Raw genomic sequence first — 21576 nt, forward strand, 5'->3', positions numbered from 1 at the left:
GTACGATCACTCAAATTGTACGTATCGGACATGTTTGTTATAGGAGTCCATAGTCCATAGTCCATGGTCCATGGTCTATGGTCTATCGTCCATGGTTCTGGTCAGCTCATGAAAAAATATGAAAGGGGAGGTCGCTTTTTTGGAGCTGGTAATCTTTAGCGGTGAGACCGGTATAATTTTTAAACACACGACAGAAATGTGCCTGGTCATAAAATCCGGCTTCATAGGCAATACTGGTCAATGGTTTGGCATCATCATGCATGAGTGATACTGCAGTCCGGAATTTTTTGTGGATCAGGAGTTCTTCGGTGGTTAGTCCAAATAAACTTTGAGATTTTCTATTCAACTGCCTCGAAGAATAGCAGATATGTTTTGTAAGCATATCAACAGAAGTTGGCACTTCCATCATTGAATTGGAGAAGATGTTACAGAAATGGTGTGTCCTGGTACATTTTACCTGGTCCAAATCAGGGAAAACATGTTCAATAACAGTCACTCTTTCCTGAAAGCTGGCAGCTTCCTTTAATTGATGCCAGACTTGATTAAAAAGCGGGTTGATTAAAGTGAGATCAATTAAAGTATCCTTGCATTCAGATGGCAATATTCCCAGCAAAGGTTTTACCATATAGGTTTCCAGGTTAATACCAAACAAATGCTGTTCGCCTGAATAACGAACATTTACCAGGTGTGTATTTAAGCCCTGAACAAAACAGTTGGGGGCATTACTGGCTTTCGATTGATGAGGTAAAATACCCATCATGGGGTCCGATAAATTGAAGACCATTTCTACCATCCCTTTTGGTAAAATCATTTCTTTAGAAATACCCTGCGATTGGGTTTCCCATATAGTAGTTATATAGCTACTCAGTGCAGACCGTGATGGTATATAAACTTTCGACTTCATCTTCAGTTTGCAAAACTGATAAAAGCCGATCAATGTATCGAATGCTTTAGGCTGATTGGTATTTTAGGGTCATAAGCGGTATGGTGCAGCTATGTGGACATATCTTTCATCTACATCCAGAGAAGTTTGTCTCTCGCCATTGTTGGTCGCTCGCCATCGTTGGTCGCCCGACCAACAATCAATGGAGACTTTCCAAAAATTCCTCCATCCAATCGCACGATAAACTATTCCACCTCCCCTAAAGCCTTGAAAATTTTAGCCTCAAACTATTACCCACCACACTTACACTGCTTAGTGCCATTGCTGCGCCGGCAATCATAGGATTCAGCAGAAATCCATTTACAGGATACAACAAACCCGCAGCAACAGGTATACCAATGAGGTTATAGATAAATGCCCAGAATAAATTCTGCTTAATCGTTACAACGGTAGACTTAGAAAGCCTGATTGCCTTGGTGATACTTGTAAGCTCAGAACCGATGAGGGTTATTTTAGCAACATCCATCGCTATATCACTTCCTTTACCCATGGCAATACTAACATCTGCCAATGCAAGTGCATGACTATCATTAATGCCATCTCCAACCATGGCAACAGTTTTTCCCTGCTGCTGCAATGCAGCAATAAATGCGCCCTTATCTGCTGGCAATACCTCCGCTTTATAATGTGTAATTCCCACTTCTGTTGCTATGGCCCTCGCTGTTTGCTCATTATCGCCTGTAAGCATAAATACTTCAATACCCATTGCTGTTAATGCCTCCACAGCTTGTTTTGAACTGGGTTTTATTTTATCTGTAATGGCAATAACTGCTTTCACCTGCCGGTCTTCTGCAAAAAGAATCACCGTTTTTGCCTGCTGCTGTAAACGTTGTACGGTTTCACTTAAAGCAGCATCAACTATTACCTGCTGCTCCTTCATCAATACCGGAGACCCCAGGAGGTAAACATGCGATTGGTAGTTTGCCTGAATGCCTTTACCGGTAATACTGGTTATCTGTTCAACCATCACCTTTGTGGTATGGTCATTTTCAAGATACCTAACCACGGCCTCTGCCAATGGATGTTCAGACTGTGCTTCAATAGCCAGTAGCAGGCTTTTCATTTTTTGTTCATCCGTATTTTCAGCAAACACGATATCACTCAGTTCCGGTTTTCCTTCTGTAATAGTGCCTGTTTTATCTAATACTATGCTGTTTATTTTATGTGCCAACTCCAGGCTTTCAGCATCTTTAATCAGTATATTGTTTTCAGCACCTTTACCAATACCAACCATAATAGCAGTTGGTGTGGCAAGTCCTAAAGCACATGGACATGCAATGACTAAAACAGTTACCGCATTCAGGAGCGCAAGTGTAAAGCCGTTCTCTACACCCGAAAAAGACCAAACGATAAAAGTTAGTAGGGCAATACCCATTACTACAGGAACAAAAATGCCGGCGATTTTATCTACCAGTTTTTGTACAGGCGCTTTACTACCCTGTGCCTGCTCAACCAGTTTGATGATCTGTGCAAGAAAAGTCTCTGCACCCACTTTTTCAGCCCGGAAACGAAAGCTTCCTTTTTGGTTGATGGTACCTGCATAAACAGCAGCTCCTGCATTCTTTTCTACAGGTACCGGCTCACCCGTAATCATGCTTTCATCAATAAAAGAACTGCCACTGGTTACGATACCATCCACAGGAATTTTCTCTCCGGGCTTCACCAGTATTATTGCATTTTGTTGTACAGCAGCAATAGGTATTTCCTGTGTTGCTTCATTGTCTAATACAATGGTTACTGTTTTGGGCTGTAAACCAATCAGCTTTTTAATGGCAGAAGAAGTGTTTGATTTGGCTTTTTCTTCGAGCAATTTGCCCAGCGATATAAATGCAATGATTACTGCCGCGGCTTCATAATAAACATGCGGATGCAAACCACGGTTATGCCAGAAGGAAGCAAAGAAAGTATTGAAAAGACTGAAAGCCCAGGCAATACCTGTACTTAAGGCCACCAATGTATCCATATTGGCTTTCCCGTATTTAGCCTGCTTCCAGGCAGTAGTAAAGAAACTGCGTCCGAAATAAAATACCACAGGCGTGGAGAGCGCCAGCATGATATAATTGGCATAAGGCATATCCATAAAGAACATACCTATCATAACGATCGGTATAGATAAAACCGTAGACCAGAGCGTTCTTTTTTTGAGACGGGCATAATGCTTTTGTTGAGCATCTTCTTTTGCCTGTTGCTGGTTGTCTTCTTCAATAACAAGATCGTAACCTATGGAACGAACTGTTAATCGAAACTTCTCCGGACTGGCAATGGAGGGATCATAAATAACCCAGGCATCCTGGTTGGCAAAGTTTACATTGGCTTCTTTCACGCCTTCAACGGATTGTAACATCGATTCTACACTTACGGCACATGCGGCACAGGTCATTTCAAGAACCGGAAATCTTTTTTTTATAAAGGAAGAGGATGACTGTTCTGTTTGCATAAAGAAATATTTACTGCAAAGCTAGTTTCACCCACTGGTTGTATTTTTACACAATTAGTTATAACATGTATATAATTTTTTGTTCCGGTATTGTTAATACCATAGACCATCATAGAGAAAGCTAGCAGTCAAGCAGGAATATTTTACCTTTGTACAATGTCTGTTACACTCCACATAAAGAATATGGTCTGCGATCGCTGTATAATGGTGGTAAAGGATTTGTTTGAACAAAACGGACATAGTCTCTCTAATATTCAACTCGGACAAATAACCCTGAATACAGAACCTGATACCACACAACTGGAAATACTTAGAAACAGGCTGCAGGAGCTTGGGTTTGAATTACTGGATGACAAGAAAGCAAAAACGGTTGAACGCATCAAAACGGTCATTGTATCATTGATACATGGTAGCCAGGATGAAGAATTCAACCTGAAACTCTCTGCAATTCTTGAAGAAAAAACAGGATTGGACTATCACTATTTAAGCTCATTGTTTTCGGCTGTTGAAGGCATCACCATTGAACGGTATGCTATTTTACAGCGAATTGAACGGGTGAAGGAATTGTTGATGTATGATGAGAAAAGCCTCAGTGAAATAGCTTTTGAAATGGGTTACAGCAGCGTACAGCACTTATCACAACAATTCAAAAAAACAACCGGTCTTACTCCCTCGCATTTTAAACAACTGAAAGACAATAAAAGGAAACCGTTGGATAAAATCAACGACTAATTGTAACTGTTTCGGAAAATTATATACATCGGAACAACGATTATATAACAATTCAGCCTTGAGCCAATACTAGCTTTGCATTATCAATCTAATGGGATATTCCCTCAGATAATGAAATGAAGCAACATGGAAACCTTACAATTTAAAACAACCATTAAATGCATGGGTTGTGTGGCTAATGCTACACCCAACCTCAACAAAGTAGCCGGTAATGACAACTGGAAGGTAGATATTCAGCATCCTGATAAAATTCTGGAGGTTCAGACGAACGGATCAGTGCAGGCGGCGGATATTATTAAAGCAGTACAGGAGGCCGGATATAAAGCAGCGCCTGTTGAATAACAGGTACTGCTTTACTATTATGTAACCAACAAACCATTATATGAAAAAATTAGTAACACTTTTTTTCCTGTTTATTACACAACTGGTATCGGCACAATTAAAGCCTATGCAGGATGTGCTTAAGAACTACATCGGTTTAAAAAATGAGCTGGTGGCCGGTAATGTAGCAAATAGTAAAAAATCAGCAATAGATTTAAAAACAGCACTTGAAGCTATTCAGTCAAAGTCTGTTGATGAAGAAACCTGGAAAGCAGTTAGTCCGATAAAGGAGAAACTGTTAGGCAGTTTACAACTGTTCTTAAAAGAACAGTCAATAGCCCAGCAAAGGGAAGCTTTTGCCGCACTATCTGACCAGATGATACGGTTGGCGAAAACCACTTCACTAAGCGAAGCAGAATTATATGTGGATTATTGCCCGATGAAAAAAGCATCCTGGTTAAGCATCGAAAAACCCATTAAGAACCCGTATTATGGAAATATGATGTTAACCTGTGGAAGTATAAAAGAAACCATTAAACAATAGAAGGATGAAACGCTGCGCTCTTTTCTTTTTTGTGATGATATTATTCGCCGGTGTTAAAGCACAGTACATGCCTGCGATGGAACAAGGTAATAGAAAGCCTTTTGTTACAAGGGTAGGTAATAAACTGTTGTATCATTTATATGTTACAGATACTGTGGTGAATTATACTGGTAAAAAAGCAAATGGAGTTGCTATTAATGGCAGTATACCGGCGCCAACACTTTATTTCACGGAAGGAGATAGCGTAGAAATTCAGGTGCATAACCTGATGCACATGGAAACATCCATTCACTGGCATGGATTGATATTGCCCAATGAACAGGATGGGGTTCCTTATTTAACAACTGCTCCTATTAAAGCGCATAGTACCCATGTATTTCGGTTTCCAATAGTACAACATGGTACCTATTGGTATCATTCGCATACCATGTTACAAGAACAGAGTGGCATGTATGGCGCAATTGTTATTCAACCGAAAGAAAAAACCAATATTCCGGAAGAAGTGGTGTTATTGAGCGACTGGACAGATGAAAATCCGAACCAGGTTGAACGATCACTTCATTATGCAACAGACTGGTATGCCATTAAAAAGGGGGCCACACAAAATTATTGGCAGGCAATTAAAGAAAAGAAGTTAGGCGTAAAAATAACGAATGAGTGGAAACGTATGATGGCCATGGATGTAAGTGATGTGTATTATGATGCGCTGTTTACCAATGGTAAAACAGAGGAGGTAAAACCATCGTATAAGCCTGGCGATAAGGTTCGCCTTCGTATCATCAATGGTAGTTCATCAACTTATTTCTGGATTGGTTATGGCGGAGGGAAAATGGCTGTTATTGCTAATGATGGGGCTGAAGTAACGCCGGTTGAAGTGGATAGATTTATTGTTGGCGTTTCAGAAACTTACGATGTGCTGGTAACGGTTCCAGAATCGGGCAGTGTAGAGTTACGGGCAACAGCGGAAGACAGAACACGCAGTACCTCACTCTGGTTGGGTTCGGGAGAAAAAAAGTACGCACCGGTTTTACCAAGGCTGAAATATTTCGAGGGAATGAAGATGATGAACGATATGATGAATGCCGATGGTACGATGAATGATATGGGTATGAAAATGAGCCTGCAACAGATGGATATGAATACGGTGATGTATCCGGAGATTGTAGACAGCAACCAAAATATTGTTACACTGAATTATGCCATGCTGAAAGCTCCACAGAAAACCACTTTACCCGAGGGCCCTGTACGCGAAATGAAATTTGAGCTAACGGGCAATATGAACAGGTATGTTTGGACATTGAATAATAAAACAATTTCGGAATCAGATAAAATATTGATCAAACAAGGTGAGAATATCAGGATCATACTGACCAATAATTCCATGATGCGACACCCTATGCATTTGCATGGACATTTTTTTCGTACGCTGAATGGACAGGGCGATTACTCGCCGTTGAAAACCGTATTGGATATAATGCCAATGGAAACCGATACAATTGAGTTTCATGCATCAGAAAAATATGGCGACTGGTATTTTCATTGTCATATTCTCTATCACATGATGAGTGGCATGGGACGTATTTTTTCTTATGAAAACTCACCACCTAATCCGCAAATACCAGATGCAAAAAAAGCTTTACGAAAAGTTTATGCTGACGATAGGCGTTTTTACCTCGGGGTACAAATTGGTTTGGAAACAAACGGTTCCGATGGTGAACTCATGTATTCTAATACCAGGTGGATGATTCAAAATGAATGGCGACTGGGTACCAATAAGGAACAGGGTTTCGAAAATGAATTTCATGTGGGCCGTTTAGTAGGTCGTAATCAGTGGCTAATGCCATACCTTGGTTTCGATTGGCGATATCGAAAGCATGATAAGGTTGAGAAGAATCTGTTTGGGCAAACAAATACAAAAGATCAACGGGGAGTTATTTGTGTAGGAGTACAATATACATTACCAATGTTGTTAAGAGCCGATGCGCGAGTTGATATGGATGGAAAAATCAGGGTTCAGTTTGGCAGAGAAGATATGCCACTCACCAGCAGACTTCGTTTTAATTTTATGTGGAACACAGATAAAGAGTATATGACCGGCTTTAGGTACATACTTAGTAAGTACATATCTCTCTCATCGCATTACGACAGTGATATGGGATTTGGAGCTGGTGTATCTATTAGTTATTGATGTTTTCTATTTCATAAATTTTTTTCAAGTCGGTTATGACTTTATTTCAAAAGAATATATTTTAGTCATTTAGTTCAATCATATCATGCTTAATATATCTTTGCAAAAATTTTTCTCTTGTTCCTCAAACAATTCTTCACGGCAATAATATTACTGGCATTTAGTTGTCAGTTATTTAACCGTGCAGCCATTGTTACCAGCTATTATACCAATAAAGCAGCCTACGAAAAAAACTGTGAGAACAAAGCAAAACCACAGCTGGCTTGTCATGGTAAATGCCAGATGATGAAGCAACTTAAAGCGGAAGAGAAAAAAGACCAGCAGAATCCTGAGCGAAGGTTAGATAATAAAAATGAAGTGGTGCTTTCTTCTAAATCATTTTATCCTTCTCTTACAAAGCTTACTACATTAAGATCAACTTATTTCGATTACTACCAGCCAGGAAAATTTTCTGGCATTGCACAATCTGTGTTTCATCCACCCACGGTTTAACAGTACATATTAGGCGAATCAAGGGTTGGAAGAGCTTATGGTCGATAGTCCATAGTCCATGGTCCATGGTCTTTGGTCTATGGTCTATGGTCTATGGTCTTTGGTCTATGGCCCATACGCAAGTTCCCAATTCTCAACCATTGATAGTCCCGCATTTTAATCGTTCGTTCGCAAGCGATCAGTAATTCTATTGATTTATTTTAATTAATACAAAATGAAACGCATCATTTTTGCGTCAGTAATTCTTTTTGCCTCATGCAAAAAAGAAGCTGACAACCCATATAATAGTAATCTTACAGGAAACCTCTCTGTAGAGTTCGATAATATCTCAGGATCATCAGATCTGCAATTAAATACCGCTACTTATATCAATGCAGCAGGGGAGAGCTTTAAAGTAACCAAGCTGAAATATTATGTAAGCAACTTTAGCTTAACAAAAGTTGATGGCAGTACCTATACTGTTCCGCAAGACAGTTGCTATTTTCTGATTGATGAATCAGCTTCATCATCCACTAGACCAATGTTAAAAGTACCCGAGGGTGAATATAAAACCCTCAGTTTTGTGTTGGGTGTAGACAGTTTACGAAACACCATGGATGTATCGAAACGCACAGGTGTACTAGACCCAACAACATCCGCGGCCGATATGTATTGGGGATGGAACAGCGGATATATTTTCTTTAAAGCAGAAGGAACAAGTACAGCAGCCAATGGCGGAAATTTTGCCTACCATGTTGGTGGCTTTGGTGGCTACAATACTGCAACAGTAAATAACCTGCGAAAAATAACCTTAAGTCTTACGGAAAGAGGCACGGCCAAAGTGAAAGCAAACAAATCATCCAACATACACTTGTTTGCAGATCTGCTGAAAGCTTTTAGCGGAACAACCAATATGAGCTTTGCATCGGTAGCCATGATACATTCAGCTACTGCCGGAACACCGGTGGCCAACAATGCAGCCTTCATGTTTACACACGATCATACTGAAAACTAAAACCATGAAACGAAATCAGTTGGTCATCGGATTTTTCCTTGCTGCCGCTTTAATAGCGTGCAGCAAGGAAGTGATCCGCGATGCATTTATCGGCTTTGTGCAACCCGAAGGATTTCCTGCACCGGCCTATCATTTTTCTACCAATGCACTAAATAAAGAAACATTTGAGCTGGGTAGGAAATTATTTTATGATCCCATTCTTTCTGCCAACAATACCATTAGTTGTGGAACCTGTCATATTCAAACATCCGCTTTTACGCACCACGGACATGCATTGAGTCACGGTATTTACGACAGAATGGGAACGCGTAATAGTCCACCCATCATGAACCTTGCCTGGAATACATCATTTATGTGGGATGGTGGCATATTCGATCTCGACCTGCAATCCATAGCACCCATTACCAACCACCTGGAAATGGATGAAACGATGGATAATGTGCTGAAAAAACTCAAAGCAAGTGCTGTTTATCCAACCCTGTTTTCAAAAGCCTACGGTGATCCTGAAATTACCGGGGTGCGTTTTTTAAAAGCGCTTTCTCAATTTATGCTGATCTGTGTAAGTGCTAATGCACGGTATGATAGTGTGATGAGAAAGCAAGCAGTATTTACGCCACTTGAAAATCAAGGGTATGCCTTATTCAAAACAAAATGCAGTACCTGCCATGTAGAACCATTGTTTACAGATTATTCATTTCGAAACAATGGTTTAGCTCCTTCTTTGGTAAACGACGAAGGCCGTTACCTCGTTACCCAGCAGGTTACAGACAGGTATAGGTTTAAAGTACCGAGTCTGCGCAACCTGGCATACACAGCACCCTATATGCATGATGGAAGGCTACTCACATTAGATGCAGTTCTTGATCATTATGTAAGTGGGGTGCAGTCAACCGTTAACCTCGATCCTTTACTAGTGAATGGTATCAGTCTTACAACAGAAGAGCGCACAGCACTATTAGCATTTTTACAAACACTGAACGATCGCAGTTTTATCACCAATAAATTATTGTCAGAACCATGAATTATAAAATCAGAATAATAATATGTATGCTAATAATGATGGCATCGGGCAGGGTAAAAGTTTATGCATGTGATATATGCGGGTGCGGAGTAGGCAATGCATATATAGGCATACTTCCAGATTTTCAGCAAAAGGTATTTGGTATCCGATATCGGACGAATGCATTACTAACGCATGTTGCAACAGGTGGTACAGCTTCATACCTCACTACCGAAGAGCATTACCGAACCTTAGAAAGCTGGACGGGCTTCAATATCTCAAAACGTTTCAGGATAATGGCAAACCTGCCTTATCACCTGAATGAAAAATATAACCAGGGATTGAAACAGGCAAAGCAGGGAATAGGCGATATAAGTGTGGCAGGATATTATCCGTTGATCAATACAAGAAAACAAGTCAATACAAAACTATTGGTGCAAAGTCTTTGGGTAGGTAGCTCTATTAAATTCGCAACAGGAAAATATAACCCGACAGATAAAAATGTATCTGCACAAAATACAAACCTGTTTCAGTTAGGCACAGGCAGTACTGATTTTAGTTTGCATGCCATGTATGATATACGCTTTCAGGATGTTGGACTGAATGCCAATACCATGTACAAGATAAATACAGTAAACAACTATCAGTATAAGTATGGCAATAAATGGAGTAATAGTTTACAGGCATACTATAAATTCCGGGTTCATGGAAAATGGTTGTTTGCACCAAATATGGGTTTACAATATGAACAATCCTCACAAGACAGCGACCAACAATTGCAAGTAAATTTATCGGGAGGTAATTTGCTCATGGGAACCATTGGACTTGAAAGCGGAACCGGTAAATTTTCATTCGGCGCCAACTGGCAAACACCGCTTCGGCAAAACCTGATGAAGGGCATGATTAAGGCAGAGAATAGGGTGATGGTGCATTGTAGTGTTTTTTTGTAGCCATTAGCTATTAGCTATTAGCTATTAGCAGTTGTTTAGGGTGGTGATTTACTCAATGACAATTAGAAGGCCTTATAAATAATAGATTTCAATATTTTTTAGAAGAAATAAATTGAACGCAGATTTATCATGATAAATCATGATAATCATGATAAATCCGTGTTCCATTTGTTCCTCGCAAGAGTTCAGTCTACATACTTTAATGGCAATCAGAGCGCAAAGACTAATAGCCAAAAGTTAAAAGCCTCACTATAACTTTTTATTATATATTTTATTATTATATTTATAGTTCAAAGCCTGCTATCTGCACCAATTCTATAACCGTTTAAAGCTTACATTTCTACTGGCACTATTCAGTACGGCGGTGCTATATGGACAAAAAGCGGGGTTTAAAGGCTCAATAACTGACACAACCGGAAAGCAGCCATTACATTATGCTGTAATTGCTTTAATCAGTAAAGCAGATTCTACATTAATTAATTCCATTCGCAGTAATACGGAGGGTAAATTTCAATTAGAAAAAATTAAACCTGGATCATATACGGTGATGCTTACCTATCCGGAAATGGCAGATTTTCTGATAGACATAAACCTGGCTGACACAGGTATATTGGATATTGGTAAAATAGTAATGACATCACGCTACCACCTCCTGGAGGAAGTAACGGTAAGGGCTGGAAAAGCCATCAGGATGAGGGGAGATACACTTGAGTACAAAGCAGATAGTTTTCAGGTTGCACCTGGTGCAAATGTTGAGGCATTATTGCGCAGGTTGCCAGGTATTGAGATAGGTCCGGATGGAAAAATAAAAGCGCAGGGAAAAATTGTAAATACTGTTTTGGTAGATGGGGATGAATTTTTTCGGGACGACCCAACCTTGGTAACCCAATACCTGAAAGCATCATCCGTAGATAAGGTACAGGTTTTTGATAAAAAATCCTTAGAAGCGGAGTTTTCAGGAATTGATGATGGTGTTACCAACAAAACCATGAATATCACCCTTAAAGAAGATAGTAAAAAAGGTTTATTCGGAAAATTATCTGCAGGCTCAAATGGGGATGGCTTTTACAGCCATGAAGGCATGGTTAATAAATTCAACAGAAAAGAGAAAATGGCTGTTTTTGGGATTTCTTCTAATACTGGTAGAATGGGGTTAGGTTACGATGACAGAGCTAAATTCTTAACTAATACACAGAGTAGGATTTCCATAGAGGATGACGATGAAATAATGTATGAAATGGATTTTGATGAAGGCTATTCTTCAGGTATTCCAACCAGTACAAATGTGGGTTCGCAGTATGTAAATAAATGGAAACAAGACAAACAGTACATCAACCTTAATTATTCCTTCAGCAGGGTACAGTCAACTGGGTGGGAAACACATAGCGGATCACAACTCCTGCCCGACAATAGTATCAGGGCAAGTAAAGGCAATAACAATTTCTTTTCATTAAACAATAAACACAATGCAGTTGCAGTATATGAAACAAAGATTGATTCTTTCTCTATGGTAAGAATATCATTGAACGGCCTATCAGGAGAAACAAGCAGTGCCAACTATAATTATGAAGAATCAAAAGATGGGATGGGTAATTTTCTGAATAAAAGCAATCAGCAAGTTACCCAGAATGGCAAACAGCAATCGGTAGCAGGTAACTTTATCTGGCAAAAAAGGTTTCGCAAAATAGGCAGAGTGGCTAGTTTGTATTTTGAAAAGGACAACCAGGAGAGAACATCTACTAAGCTGGCAGAAACAACTAATTTCTTTTATAGTAATAACAACCCAACTGCAGACACGTTGAACCAATTACAGGATAATTCGGGGAAAACAAATAAAACCAAGGCCAGGTTAACTTTCACAGAACCAATTTCCAAAAAATTGCTCATTAGTTCAGAATATACCTGGAGCTCCATTGCCAGCGACAGAAACCGAAATGTATTTGGTCAAAGTGCAATGGGTAAATACGATGATCCGATTGATACATTGAGTAATAATTATCATTTTAATATTCGTTCACACATACCCGGTCTGACAATACAGTTTAAAACCAAAAAAGTTTCCATCTCAGGGGGAAGTAAAATTAATCTTAGCGAACTGGAACAGCAGAACCTGAACCTTAAACAAACGGTAATAAGAAGGTTCAACAATTATTTTCCAACAGCAAGGATAAGTCTTTCGTTGAAAGAACATAGCAGAATAGAGTTTCAATACAACGGAAATACCAGCCAGCCTTCAATTGAACAACTACAACCGTTAAGAGATAATAGTAATCCGCTTTATACCATTATCGGTAACCCAAATCTTCGCCCATCATTTGATCATTCGCTGAGAATTAGTTTTTCAAAATATGATTTCAAAGGAAATAGTTTGAATTTATCAGCTAGCTGGCAACAAACAATTAATGCTTTTACAAGTAAGCAAACCGTTGACCAATTCAACCGATCTGTAACAGAATACATCAATCGAAACAATCTTCCTTCTGGTTCTTTCTTTCTTTATTTCAACAAACCACTCTTAAAATCAAACTCAACAAAATCTGTCAATTTAGGTATTCATATTAATGGATCTAGTTATGGTTATTTGCAAATATTGAATGATCAGGAGATCATTACCAGACAGAAGGGTTTATCAGTAGGAGCCAATTTGATGTATTTCAAATACAATAAATTAACGCTCCAATATTCTTTTGAAGTTAGATTTACTGCGAGTAATGCCAATATTGGTAATATCGGTGCAACCAAAATGTTTACACATAATCATACCCCCAAAGCCACTATTTATTTACCCTGGAGGGTAGAGCTGGAAACCAATGCCAATATGCAGTTTCAGCCGGCAAACGGGTCGTTCGGAAATGCCCGAAATATAGTTAAATGGAATGCCTCCTTACAAAAGAAGTTTTTAAAAAATGATAAGGCGATACTTAATTTATCTGTTTTTGATATTTTAAATCAATATACTGGATTCTATAGAAGTATAAATGGAAATGGTTTTTATGAATCGTCGAATAATTATATACCCAGGTATGCACTATTGTCCTTTATTTGGAATTTCTCTACCAGATTATAACTGAATATGAAATTAAAATATCGCTTACTAACTTTTGTTATACTGCTACTAGCGGGTAACACAATTTGTGCCCAGGATTTTGTTACAAAAGGAAAAATTTTTTATGAAAAAAAAGATAACATACGAAAGCAGTTCGCACGTTCTAATGCTCAATTACCGAATGGAATGGTATTCCCGGAATCAGTAACTTCTTTTTTTGAGTTAACATTTTCTGGAGAAAGGGCATTATATAAGGCTGGAAAAGAAGAAACACGTTTATCGGAAGAGATGGATGGGCAAGATGTGAGTTTTGGTAAAACCCCAAACATCATGTACAGTCATTATGGTAAAGGTGAGCGTGTGGTTAAAAAACAAATAATTCAGGAAACACTAATCCTTGAAGACAGCATATCTCCTGTTCAATGGAAAATTGAGCAGGAAACAAGGAGTATTGCCGGATATAATTGCCGCAAAGCGATAGGACGCATTTTCGATACACTGTATGTAGTTGCTTTTTATGCGGAAGAGTTGGTAATAAAAGGTGGACCAGAAGGTTTTTCTGGCTTGCCCGGGATGATTTTGCAGTTGGCAATACCCAGACTTAGTTCCGTATGGACTGCCACTAAAATTGAACTTGCGGAAGTAGATGAGTCGGAAGTAGCGCCTCCAACAACCAAGGGAAAACGACTAACGAAAGAGGAGCAAAAAGCCAAACTGAAAAAAATGGCAACAGAACTTGGCATAGCTGATCCGGAAGCATTTGCGAAACAAGTATTCGCTTCTGGGTACTTTTTATAAGTATAGATTCACAACATAGCCGATACTGCCGTTGTTAGTAGCCTAATCAACAACACTAATTTTTCTTCAAACCTTTTTTCAAAGACGATTTCCGGATCACCAATTCCGACCTCACCACAATAGTTTGTGTATGTTTTAAATTAGAAACCCCTTTCAGGTGGTTAATCAGGTTACGTGCGGCAATTTCTCCTACATCGATACCGGGGTAATGAATGGTGGTAAGTTGTGGTTCTACAATTTTACTAATGGCATCGTTGTTAAAACCTACGATGGCAATATCTTCCGGAATACGGATGCCATTTTCTTTGAGTGTTTTCATGCAAACAGCAGCGGAGAAATCGTTGGTAATAAATGCACCGTCCGGTAATGGTTTCATTTTCAGGATTTCCATGGCGGCCTCTCTGCCACCTTGTTCACTAAGGTCTTTAATGAGTACAAGGCTTTTATCGTATGGGATATGGTGGTCTTTTAGTGCATCTGCATAACCTTTATGGCGCTGGGCATATACATTTCGCTGAAGGTTGGCGGTTACGAGTACAATTCTTTTACAACCCTGTTCAATCAGGTGCTCGGTTGCCTGGTAACCACATTTCTGGTTATCAATAATTACCTTGGTATTCTCACTTTGTTCCTCCACACGGTCAAAAAATACGATGGGAATACCTTTTTCATTAAAGGGTTCAAAATGTTCGAGGTTCTTTGTATTGAAGGAGAGAGAAGCGATTAGTCCGTCGACCCTTTTATGAAAAAGGTTCATGGCATTGGCTGCTTCTTTCTCATAGCTTTCTGAAGAGTGTGCAATGATGATATCATATCCGGCTTCTGTAGTAATCTTTTCAATACCGGCAAGTACAGAAGACATGAAGTTACTGTTCAACTCATGCATCATGATACCAATGGTATTGGTTTTTTGTTTGCGGAGGTTGCTGGCGAAATTATTATGTCGGTAACCGAGTTCTTTGGCGGCAACCTGGATGCGTTTCTTGGTATTCTTATTAATAGCGGGATGATCTTGTAATCCGCGGCTCACCGTGGCTGATGAGAGGTTAAGGTGTGCCGCTATATCATAGATCGTAGTCTCTTTTTTAGGCTTCATTTGCAATCGGTTGCGAGGGCTTTTTATATTAAATACAATTTACAAAGAAATCAATCATAAAGTGTTCACGGGCATATGAATTGCGGGTTTAAAAATTTTGCAAAGCGATCATTTCGAACAAAAATCAGTTGGTTTAGTCATCCAATTGTCAACCGGATCGCAAAATTAATCCAGAATATATTCCACCGATTTCATAAATCAACACGCTTGAGGTGGGATAATGTAGCCTAAAGGAAGTACCAGAGAGATTAATGGGTTATTATAAGCGTGAGCAGGGTTAAAATATGCAAAGAGTGGGCATAATTAATTCGTTTTGGTCCTAAAACAGTCTTGTCTTCATCTTCAAATGGTAAAACGATAGTCAACTTTTGACTGGAGCAGGAGCCTGGGTAGGTTTGGTAGTGCGCATAATCCGAATTATACGGCTGGCCTGGTTCTAAGTGGCGCTTGACTGATGAGAAATTTTCGAATCCCGGGTATGATGGGTGGGCGAAAATGGGCTAAAAAGCAATTTTTTTAGAAATTTATGCAAGCGATTGCATTTTTATTAAAAATTTGTTTACATTAGTCAAACGAAAATCAAGCGCAATTCCGAAGCAATAGTGGTAAAAGAGCTGTGAAACCCTTATCCACACTGCATTTCAAAAGCCAATACATACGAAAGTATGCAGTGTGCCGGATAAGCTGGGGATAGCCTGAAAAGGCAATCAGCACCAGAATAATTGTTTTTTTTACACTTGTGCAACGGATTGCATAAAAACTTTGTCAAACAAAGTTCTACGACCAATTGCTGCTATATGATGAATAGAATGAACTTGCCACTTTCTCTTCCATGCATCGTGCGCGTCTATATGCACGATGGCCGGGCAGTTCTGTTTCCCCAACCTTACTTACTTCATCATACCAATACCTCAGCGGTACTGCAATCCTGTCTCTTTTCTATCCGCGACAGGCATCCTTTTAAGTTCAACATTAGGGATGGATAGCTTTCTGGCTACTCAACACAACCTATCTATAATTATGTATACTTCTCAAAGCGATAATTAAATATGAAAAAGCCTCTAAACAAAACAAAACAAATCTTACAGAGCTTGTTTCGGGTTAAAGCATGGGTGCTGTCTGGAGTGATATTGTTGGGATTGCTTAGCATATCCGACAATGCGCTTGCACAGACAAACACTGTGCGCGGCCGTGTAACAAATGCTTCCGGCGAGCCTTTATCAGGTGCTTCCGTACAGGTTAAAGGCACCAACACCGGTACCACCACCGACAATGCAGGTAATTATAGTATTGCCGCAGCACGTGGTGCCGTACTGGTAGTTTCTAGTGTTAACTATGCCCCCCGCGAAATAACGGTCGGTAGTAGTAATACAGTGAATGTAAGCCTTACCAGTATCACCGACGACCTCGGTGAAGTAGTGGTAATTGGTTACGGTACACAGAAGAAAAAAGATGTTACCGGTTCAACCATCACCATTAAAAGTGAAACCCTCAACGAAATCAAAGCGCCAAACATCTTTAACCAGTTGCAAGGACGCGCTGCAGGTGTTGATATTGTAAGCAATAGCTCACAAATCGGCGCAGGTGGTGAAATCAGAATTCGTGGTAACCGTTCAATTACAGGTAATAATAACCCATTGATCGTAGTAGACGGAATGGTTTACGGCGGTAGCGTAAACGACCTGAACCCGGAAAACATTGCCAGTGTAGATATCTTAAAAGATGCATCTGCAACTGCTATCTACGGTTCTCGTGGTGCGAACGGTGTAATCATCGTTACTACCAAACGTGGTAGCTCTTCCAGAAAACCAGAAACAACCTATAATGGTTATGTAGGTGTGGTAAGCGCTATTAATACTTACCGTTTATTCAATGGTGCTGAATATGCCCAGTTCAAGGCAGATGCCGCTGAAGGTAATTCAACCACTGCTGGTGCCAACCTCTATGCACTTCGCCCGATTGAACAAACAAACCTCGCAGCAGGTGTAAGCACAGACTGGCAGAAACTTTTACTTACCACTGGTTTAAGAACCAGTCACGACCTTAATGTTAGAGGTGGTAATGATAGAACGCAATATTTCTTTGGTATGGGTTATTATCAGGAAACTGGTATTATTACCGATCAGAAATTGGAGCGTTTCTCATTCAATGTAAATATCGATCATAAAGTATCTGATCGCCTTAAAGTTGGTTTTACCAGTTTCAATACTTTATTAAGATCAAACAGACTTGGAACAAACGCATATGGTGCGGGTACAAGACTCGGACCATTGTTCAAACCATATAATGATGATGGTACGCTGAATTTCCGTCCGGCTTCAAGCCAGGGTGTGGATGATCAGCAGATCAACCCACTTACCTCTATAGGTAACAACGACCTCATCAAAGCATTTCAGCGCAGATACCAGGTTCAGCATAATTTTTATGCAGAAGTGGGTATCATCAAAGACCTGAAATTTAAATCAACATTCGGTTTTGGTTGGTCACAGACATTCAACAGCAACTATACTGGTCCAAATACCGTATTCAATGTTAACACCAACGTAGCAAACGCTGGCTTAAGCACTGCTAACTCAGAAGGATGGCAGTACACGTTGAACAACTCATTAGAGTACAACAAAAACATCGGTACCAAACATAAATTACAGGTACTTGCCTTACAGGAAGTTCAGAAGAACCATTTCAGGGCACAACAATTTAATGGTGTTGGTGTACCTGCAGACTTCATGCAAGACTATAACTGGCAGCAGGTTAATACTGTTACACCACAAGGTGGTAACTTCAGTGAGTCTGCTGTAATTGGTTATATGGGTCGTGCTATCTATACTTTCGATAATAAGTATAGCATCACCGCTACCGTTAGAACAGATGGAGCTTCTGTACTTTCTCCAGGAAACCAGTGGGTAACTTATCCCGCCGTTTCTGCAGGTTGGAATATTGACAAAGAGAAATTCATGGAGAATGTGAAGTTTGTTTCAAGCCTGAAATTAAGAGCAGGTTATGGTATCAGCTCAAATGCCGGTATCAACCCTTATACTACCCTGGGTAGTTTAGGAACCAGCTTCTACAATTTCGGACAAGGAACCAATATCGGAACGAACTATGTAAATGGTTATTCAATCAATACAAGTCCTAACCCGAACCTTACCTGGGAAAAAACAGCAGGTTTAAATATCGGGGTTGATTTCTCATTGTTTAAAAATCGTTTGAGTGGTTCTATTGAATACTATAATACAAAAACAACAGATATCCTCTTACAACGTCAGTTGCCACGTAGTAATGGTACCAACTCAATCTTAACCAATGCCGGACGTACTTCATCTTATGGTATGGAGTTCTCTTTAAGCAGTGTGAACATTAAGAGCAGAACAGGCTTTACTTGGACTTCTGACCTGAACATGTTCTTTAACAGAGAGCGTATCGATGCATTACAGAATAACCTTTCACAGGATTTAGGTAATGGTTGGTTTGTTGGTTACCCTGTTACCGTAATTTTTGACTACAAAAAATTAGGTATCTGGCAAACCAGCGAAGCCACTCAGGCAGCTGTATATGGTGCAAAACCAGGTGATATCAAAATTGAAGACAGGAACAAAGACAATGCTATCACAGCCGCTGACAGAAGTGTAGTAGGTAATTTCCAACCAACACTTGTTGCGGGTTTAACGAACCGTTTTGAATACAAAAACTTTGATCTGAACATCGTTATGTTTGGTCGTTTCGGTCAAACAGTAGTTGCTACTTATTTGTCTGCTGATGGTGGTGGCGCAGGTTATCCATTCTTCCTGAATAGCCGTGTGAACCAACAAAAAGTTGACTACTGGACACCAAGAAATGCAACCAACGATTTCCCTCAGCCTGATGCTGCTGTAGATGGTCTTCCATTTACTTCTACCCTTACTTACAGAGATGGTTCATTCATCAAAATCAGAACTATTGATCTTGGTTATAATTTCTCAAGTAAACTGCTGGCAAAAACTGGTATCACTTCTTTGAGAGCTTATGTATCAGCACAGAATCCATTCATCTTATGGGCTCCACTTGTAAGAGATGGTCTGGGTATTGATCCAGAGGGTAATGGTAATGGTAATGCTGTAGGAACACAAGGTGGTGGTGCAACTGCTGTTGCTGGTCGTGCTATCACTGTTGGTATGGGTGTTCCTCCAACACGTCAGATTATTTTCGGTATCAATGTGAAATTTTAATTGCTAAAATTTAATTTAATGAGACATAAAATATTAAAATACAGCCTTTTCCTTGGCATCGTACTTTTTACTGCCAGCGGTTGTAAAAAGCTACTGGAGGAACAACCCAGAACAGGATTTACTCCCTCGTTCTTTAGTACCAATGATGGTATTCAGGGCGCGATAGCGGGTATCTATTCCAGTTTCAGAGGTCAGTGGGCCACTCAGATCTGGACCCAGTTATTCAACAGCGGAACTGATGAAAGTTTACGCGGTGGTTCCGTAGACAACGGAGCTGTACACTGGTTTGTTTACAATAACCCGGTTATCAGAAGTAATACCAATAACTACGAAGGTTTCTGGAATACTTTGTTTATTGATATCAATACCGCCAACGGGGTACTGGAATATGGTGCCAATGCCAATATTCCTGCTGCAACAAAAACACAGTTATTGGCACAGGCTAAATTCCTGCGCGGTTTCTGTTATTTCTACCTCGTAACTACTTTTGGTCAGGTGCCATTGCACACAACCTTTAGTACTACAGCTTCTGCAGCCGATGCTCCTGCACCACTTGCTGATTTGTATGCACAAATCATCAAAGACTTTACAGAAGCATCTGCCGATTTACCAAATGTACCAGCACCTGGTACAGGTAAACCCGCTACTAAATCAACTGCATTATTCCTGCTCGCTAAAACCTATTTATGGAGAGGCTGGTCTGCTGCTGCACAAGCGAACGACTATCAGCAGGCATATACCATCTCTAAAAGTATCATCGATAACAAGGCAACTTATGGTTTAGACCTGTTACCTTATTTCGGTAATGTATTCAGAGAAGGAAATGAATACAGTTCAGAAGTATTAATGGTTATTGACCATACCAAAGACCTGAAATTCGGTCAGAACTCTGCAGTAGGTGCAGGTGCTACCAGCTTCAGTGAAAACAAGGCAAACTTCTTCTGGAGACCTAACTATCCTACACTGAATGCCAACTTCCCAGCTGGTGGTGGCGCAAACGTAACCGTTCGTGATACAAGAAATGGTCGTCCATTCGTGCGTCTCAGACCAAATACCAAATACGTAATGGATGTAGCATTTGCAAACAGAGCTACAGACTCACGTTATGAAGGTACTTTCCAAACAGTTTGGTTATCAAATTCTACTCCTGAATCTGCAACCGGAACAACAGGAGCTACTACACCACGTGGTGTATTGATCAATGGCGTAGATACTTCTATCTGGATGGCCGACAGAGTGGTAACACCTGCAGAGCGTGCCAGGTTTAAAGGAGTTATCCTTGAGCCTGATCACCTCCCTGGATCTACTGTAAAATATACCGCAGCACTGTTCCCAAGCGTTCGCAAATTCGATGACTCTACAAGAGGTCACATGAACGACTACTCAGACAGACCATACATACTCTTCCGTTTTTCTGAAGTATACCTGATAGCCGCAGAAGCAGCTCTAAGAGGTGGTGCAACATTACAGGATGCAGCAAATATGATCAATGTACTGAGAACAAGGGCAGCATTGAAAGCCGGACAAACTCCTGCTGAATACGCTGCAGCTGTTGTGGCACAGCAGATTACTGCTGCACAGGTTACGCTCGACTTCCTCCTGGATGAAAGAAGCCGCGAACTTTATGCAGAAGACTGCCGCTGGTGGGATCTTGCCCGTACCAAAAAACTGGTGGAAAGGGTTCAACTACACAATACCGAAGCAGCTGCTGGTGTACAACCGTTTAATATGTTAAGACCGATACCGCAATCGCAGATCGATCTGGTAACAGAAGGACCTAAATACCCGCAGAATACCGGATATTAATTAAATATTTGAATGAAGCGTGAT

15 protein-coding genes are annotated in these 21576 nt (G+C 40.1%); 12 read left to right on the forward strand and 3 right to left on the reverse strand.

Annotated elements, in window-relative coordinates:
- Positions 1 to 106: 106 nt before the first annotated feature.
- Entirely contained in the window at positions 107 to 904 is a 798-nt protein-coding gene (locus tag ACH30E_RS02565; RefSeq protein WP_490823542.1) for a helix-turn-helix domain-containing protein, read from the reverse strand.
- 238 nt (positions 905 to 1142) lie between these two features.
- The gene (locus tag ACH30E_RS02570) at positions 1143 to 3380 is read right to left on the reverse strand and encodes a heavy metal translocating P-type ATPase (protein ID WP_490823543.1); all 2238 of its coding nucleotides are present in this window, start codon (positions 3378 to 3380) and stop codon (positions 1143 to 1145) included.
- Positions 3381 to 3536: 156 nt separating this feature from the next.
- Between ACH30E_RS02570 and ACH30E_RS02575 the strand changes: the two genes are divergently transcribed.
- The 10 genes from ACH30E_RS02575 to ACH30E_RS02620 all read left to right on the forward strand — a co-directional run bounded on the left by ACH30E_RS02575 (position 3537) and on the right by ACH30E_RS02620 (position 14445).
- The gene (locus ACH30E_RS02575; protein WP_490823544.1) at positions 3537 to 4112 is read left to right on the forward strand and encodes a helix-turn-helix domain-containing protein; all 576 of its coding nucleotides are present in this window, start codon (positions 3537 to 3539) and stop codon (positions 4110 to 4112) included.
- A 126-nt stretch (positions 4113 to 4238) separates the two neighbouring features.
- Positions 4239 to 4454 (forward strand): heavy-metal-associated domain-containing protein, encoded by a 216-nt coding sequence (locus ACH30E_RS02580; protein WP_294988922.1) that lies wholly within the window; start codon positions 4239 to 4241, stop codon positions 4452 to 4454.
- Between the two features lie 40 nt (positions 4455 to 4494).
- On the forward strand, positions 4495 to 4977 hold the full coding sequence (locus tag ACH30E_RS02585; protein WP_490823545.1) for a DUF3347 domain-containing protein: 483 nt from the start codon (positions 4495 to 4497) through the stop codon (positions 4975 to 4977).
- Positions 4978 to 4981: 4 nt separating this feature from the next.
- On the forward strand, positions 4982 to 7165 hold the full coding sequence (locus ACH30E_RS02590) for a multicopper oxidase domain-containing protein (protein ID WP_490823546.1): 2184 nt from the start codon (positions 4982 to 4984) through the stop codon (positions 7163 to 7165).
- Positions 7166 to 7282: 117 nt separating this feature from the next.
- Positions 7283 to 7657, forward strand: a complete 375-nt coding sequence (locus ACH30E_RS02595; protein WP_294988913.1) for a hypothetical protein — start codon at positions 7283 to 7285, stop codon at positions 7655 to 7657.
- A gap of 214 nt (positions 7658 to 7871) precedes the next feature.
- Complete coding sequence (locus ACH30E_RS02600; protein WP_490823547.1) at positions 7872 to 8651, forward strand: MbnP family protein; 780 nt, start codon at positions 7872 to 7874, stop codon at positions 8649 to 8651.
- A gap of 4 nt (positions 8652 to 8655) precedes the next feature.
- Positions 8656 to 9672: a cytochrome-c peroxidase gene (locus ACH30E_RS02605; protein WP_490823548.1), complete on the forward strand. Its 1017-nt coding sequence runs from the start codon at positions 8656 to 8658 to the stop codon at positions 9670 to 9672.
- Between the two features lie 26 nt (positions 9673 to 9698).
- A complete protein-coding gene (locus ACH30E_RS02610; protein ID WP_490823549.1) occupies positions 9699 to 10601 on the forward strand; it encodes a transporter in 903 nt (300 codons plus the stop codon).
- A gap of 364 nt (positions 10602 to 10965) precedes the next feature.
- On the forward strand, positions 10966 to 13668 hold the full coding sequence (locus ACH30E_RS02615) for an outer membrane beta-barrel protein (protein WP_490823550.1): 2703 nt from the start codon (positions 10966 to 10968) through the stop codon (positions 13666 to 13668).
- A 6-nt stretch (positions 13669 to 13674) separates the two neighbouring features.
- The gene (locus tag ACH30E_RS02620) at positions 13675 to 14445 is read left to right on the forward strand and encodes a GLPGLI family protein (protein ID WP_490823551.1); all 771 of its coding nucleotides are present in this window, start codon (positions 13675 to 13677) and stop codon (positions 14443 to 14445) included.
- Between the two features lie 55 nt (positions 14446 to 14500).
- Here ACH30E_RS02620 and ACH30E_RS02625 read toward each other — a convergent pair whose 3' ends face one another.
- Positions 14501 to 15541 carry a LacI family DNA-binding transcriptional regulator gene (locus ACH30E_RS02625; RefSeq protein ID WP_490823552.1) on the reverse strand — a complete coding sequence of 347 codons (1041 nt, stop codon included), beginning with the start codon at positions 15539 to 15541 and terminating at the stop codon, positions 14501 to 14503.
- A gap of 1049 nt (positions 15542 to 16590) precedes the next feature.
- Between ACH30E_RS02625 and ACH30E_RS02630 the strand changes: the two genes are divergently transcribed.
- Together ACH30E_RS02630 and ACH30E_RS02635 are read left to right on the forward strand one after the other, a co-directional pair.
- Positions 16591 to 19746, forward strand: coding sequence for a SusC/RagA family TonB-linked outer membrane protein (locus ACH30E_RS02630; RefSeq protein WP_294988893.1), 3156 nt, complete (start codon positions 16591 to 16593; stop codon positions 19744 to 19746).
- A gap of 18 nt (positions 19747 to 19764) precedes the next feature.
- A complete protein-coding gene (locus tag ACH30E_RS02635) occupies positions 19765 to 21552 on the forward strand; it encodes a RagB/SusD family nutrient uptake outer membrane protein (protein WP_294988890.1) in 1788 nt (595 codons plus the stop codon).
- Positions 21553 to 21576 lie beyond the last annotated feature (24 nt).

The sequence above is a fragment of the Sediminibacterium sp. FW305-C-61 genome, from assembly GCF_058231065.1.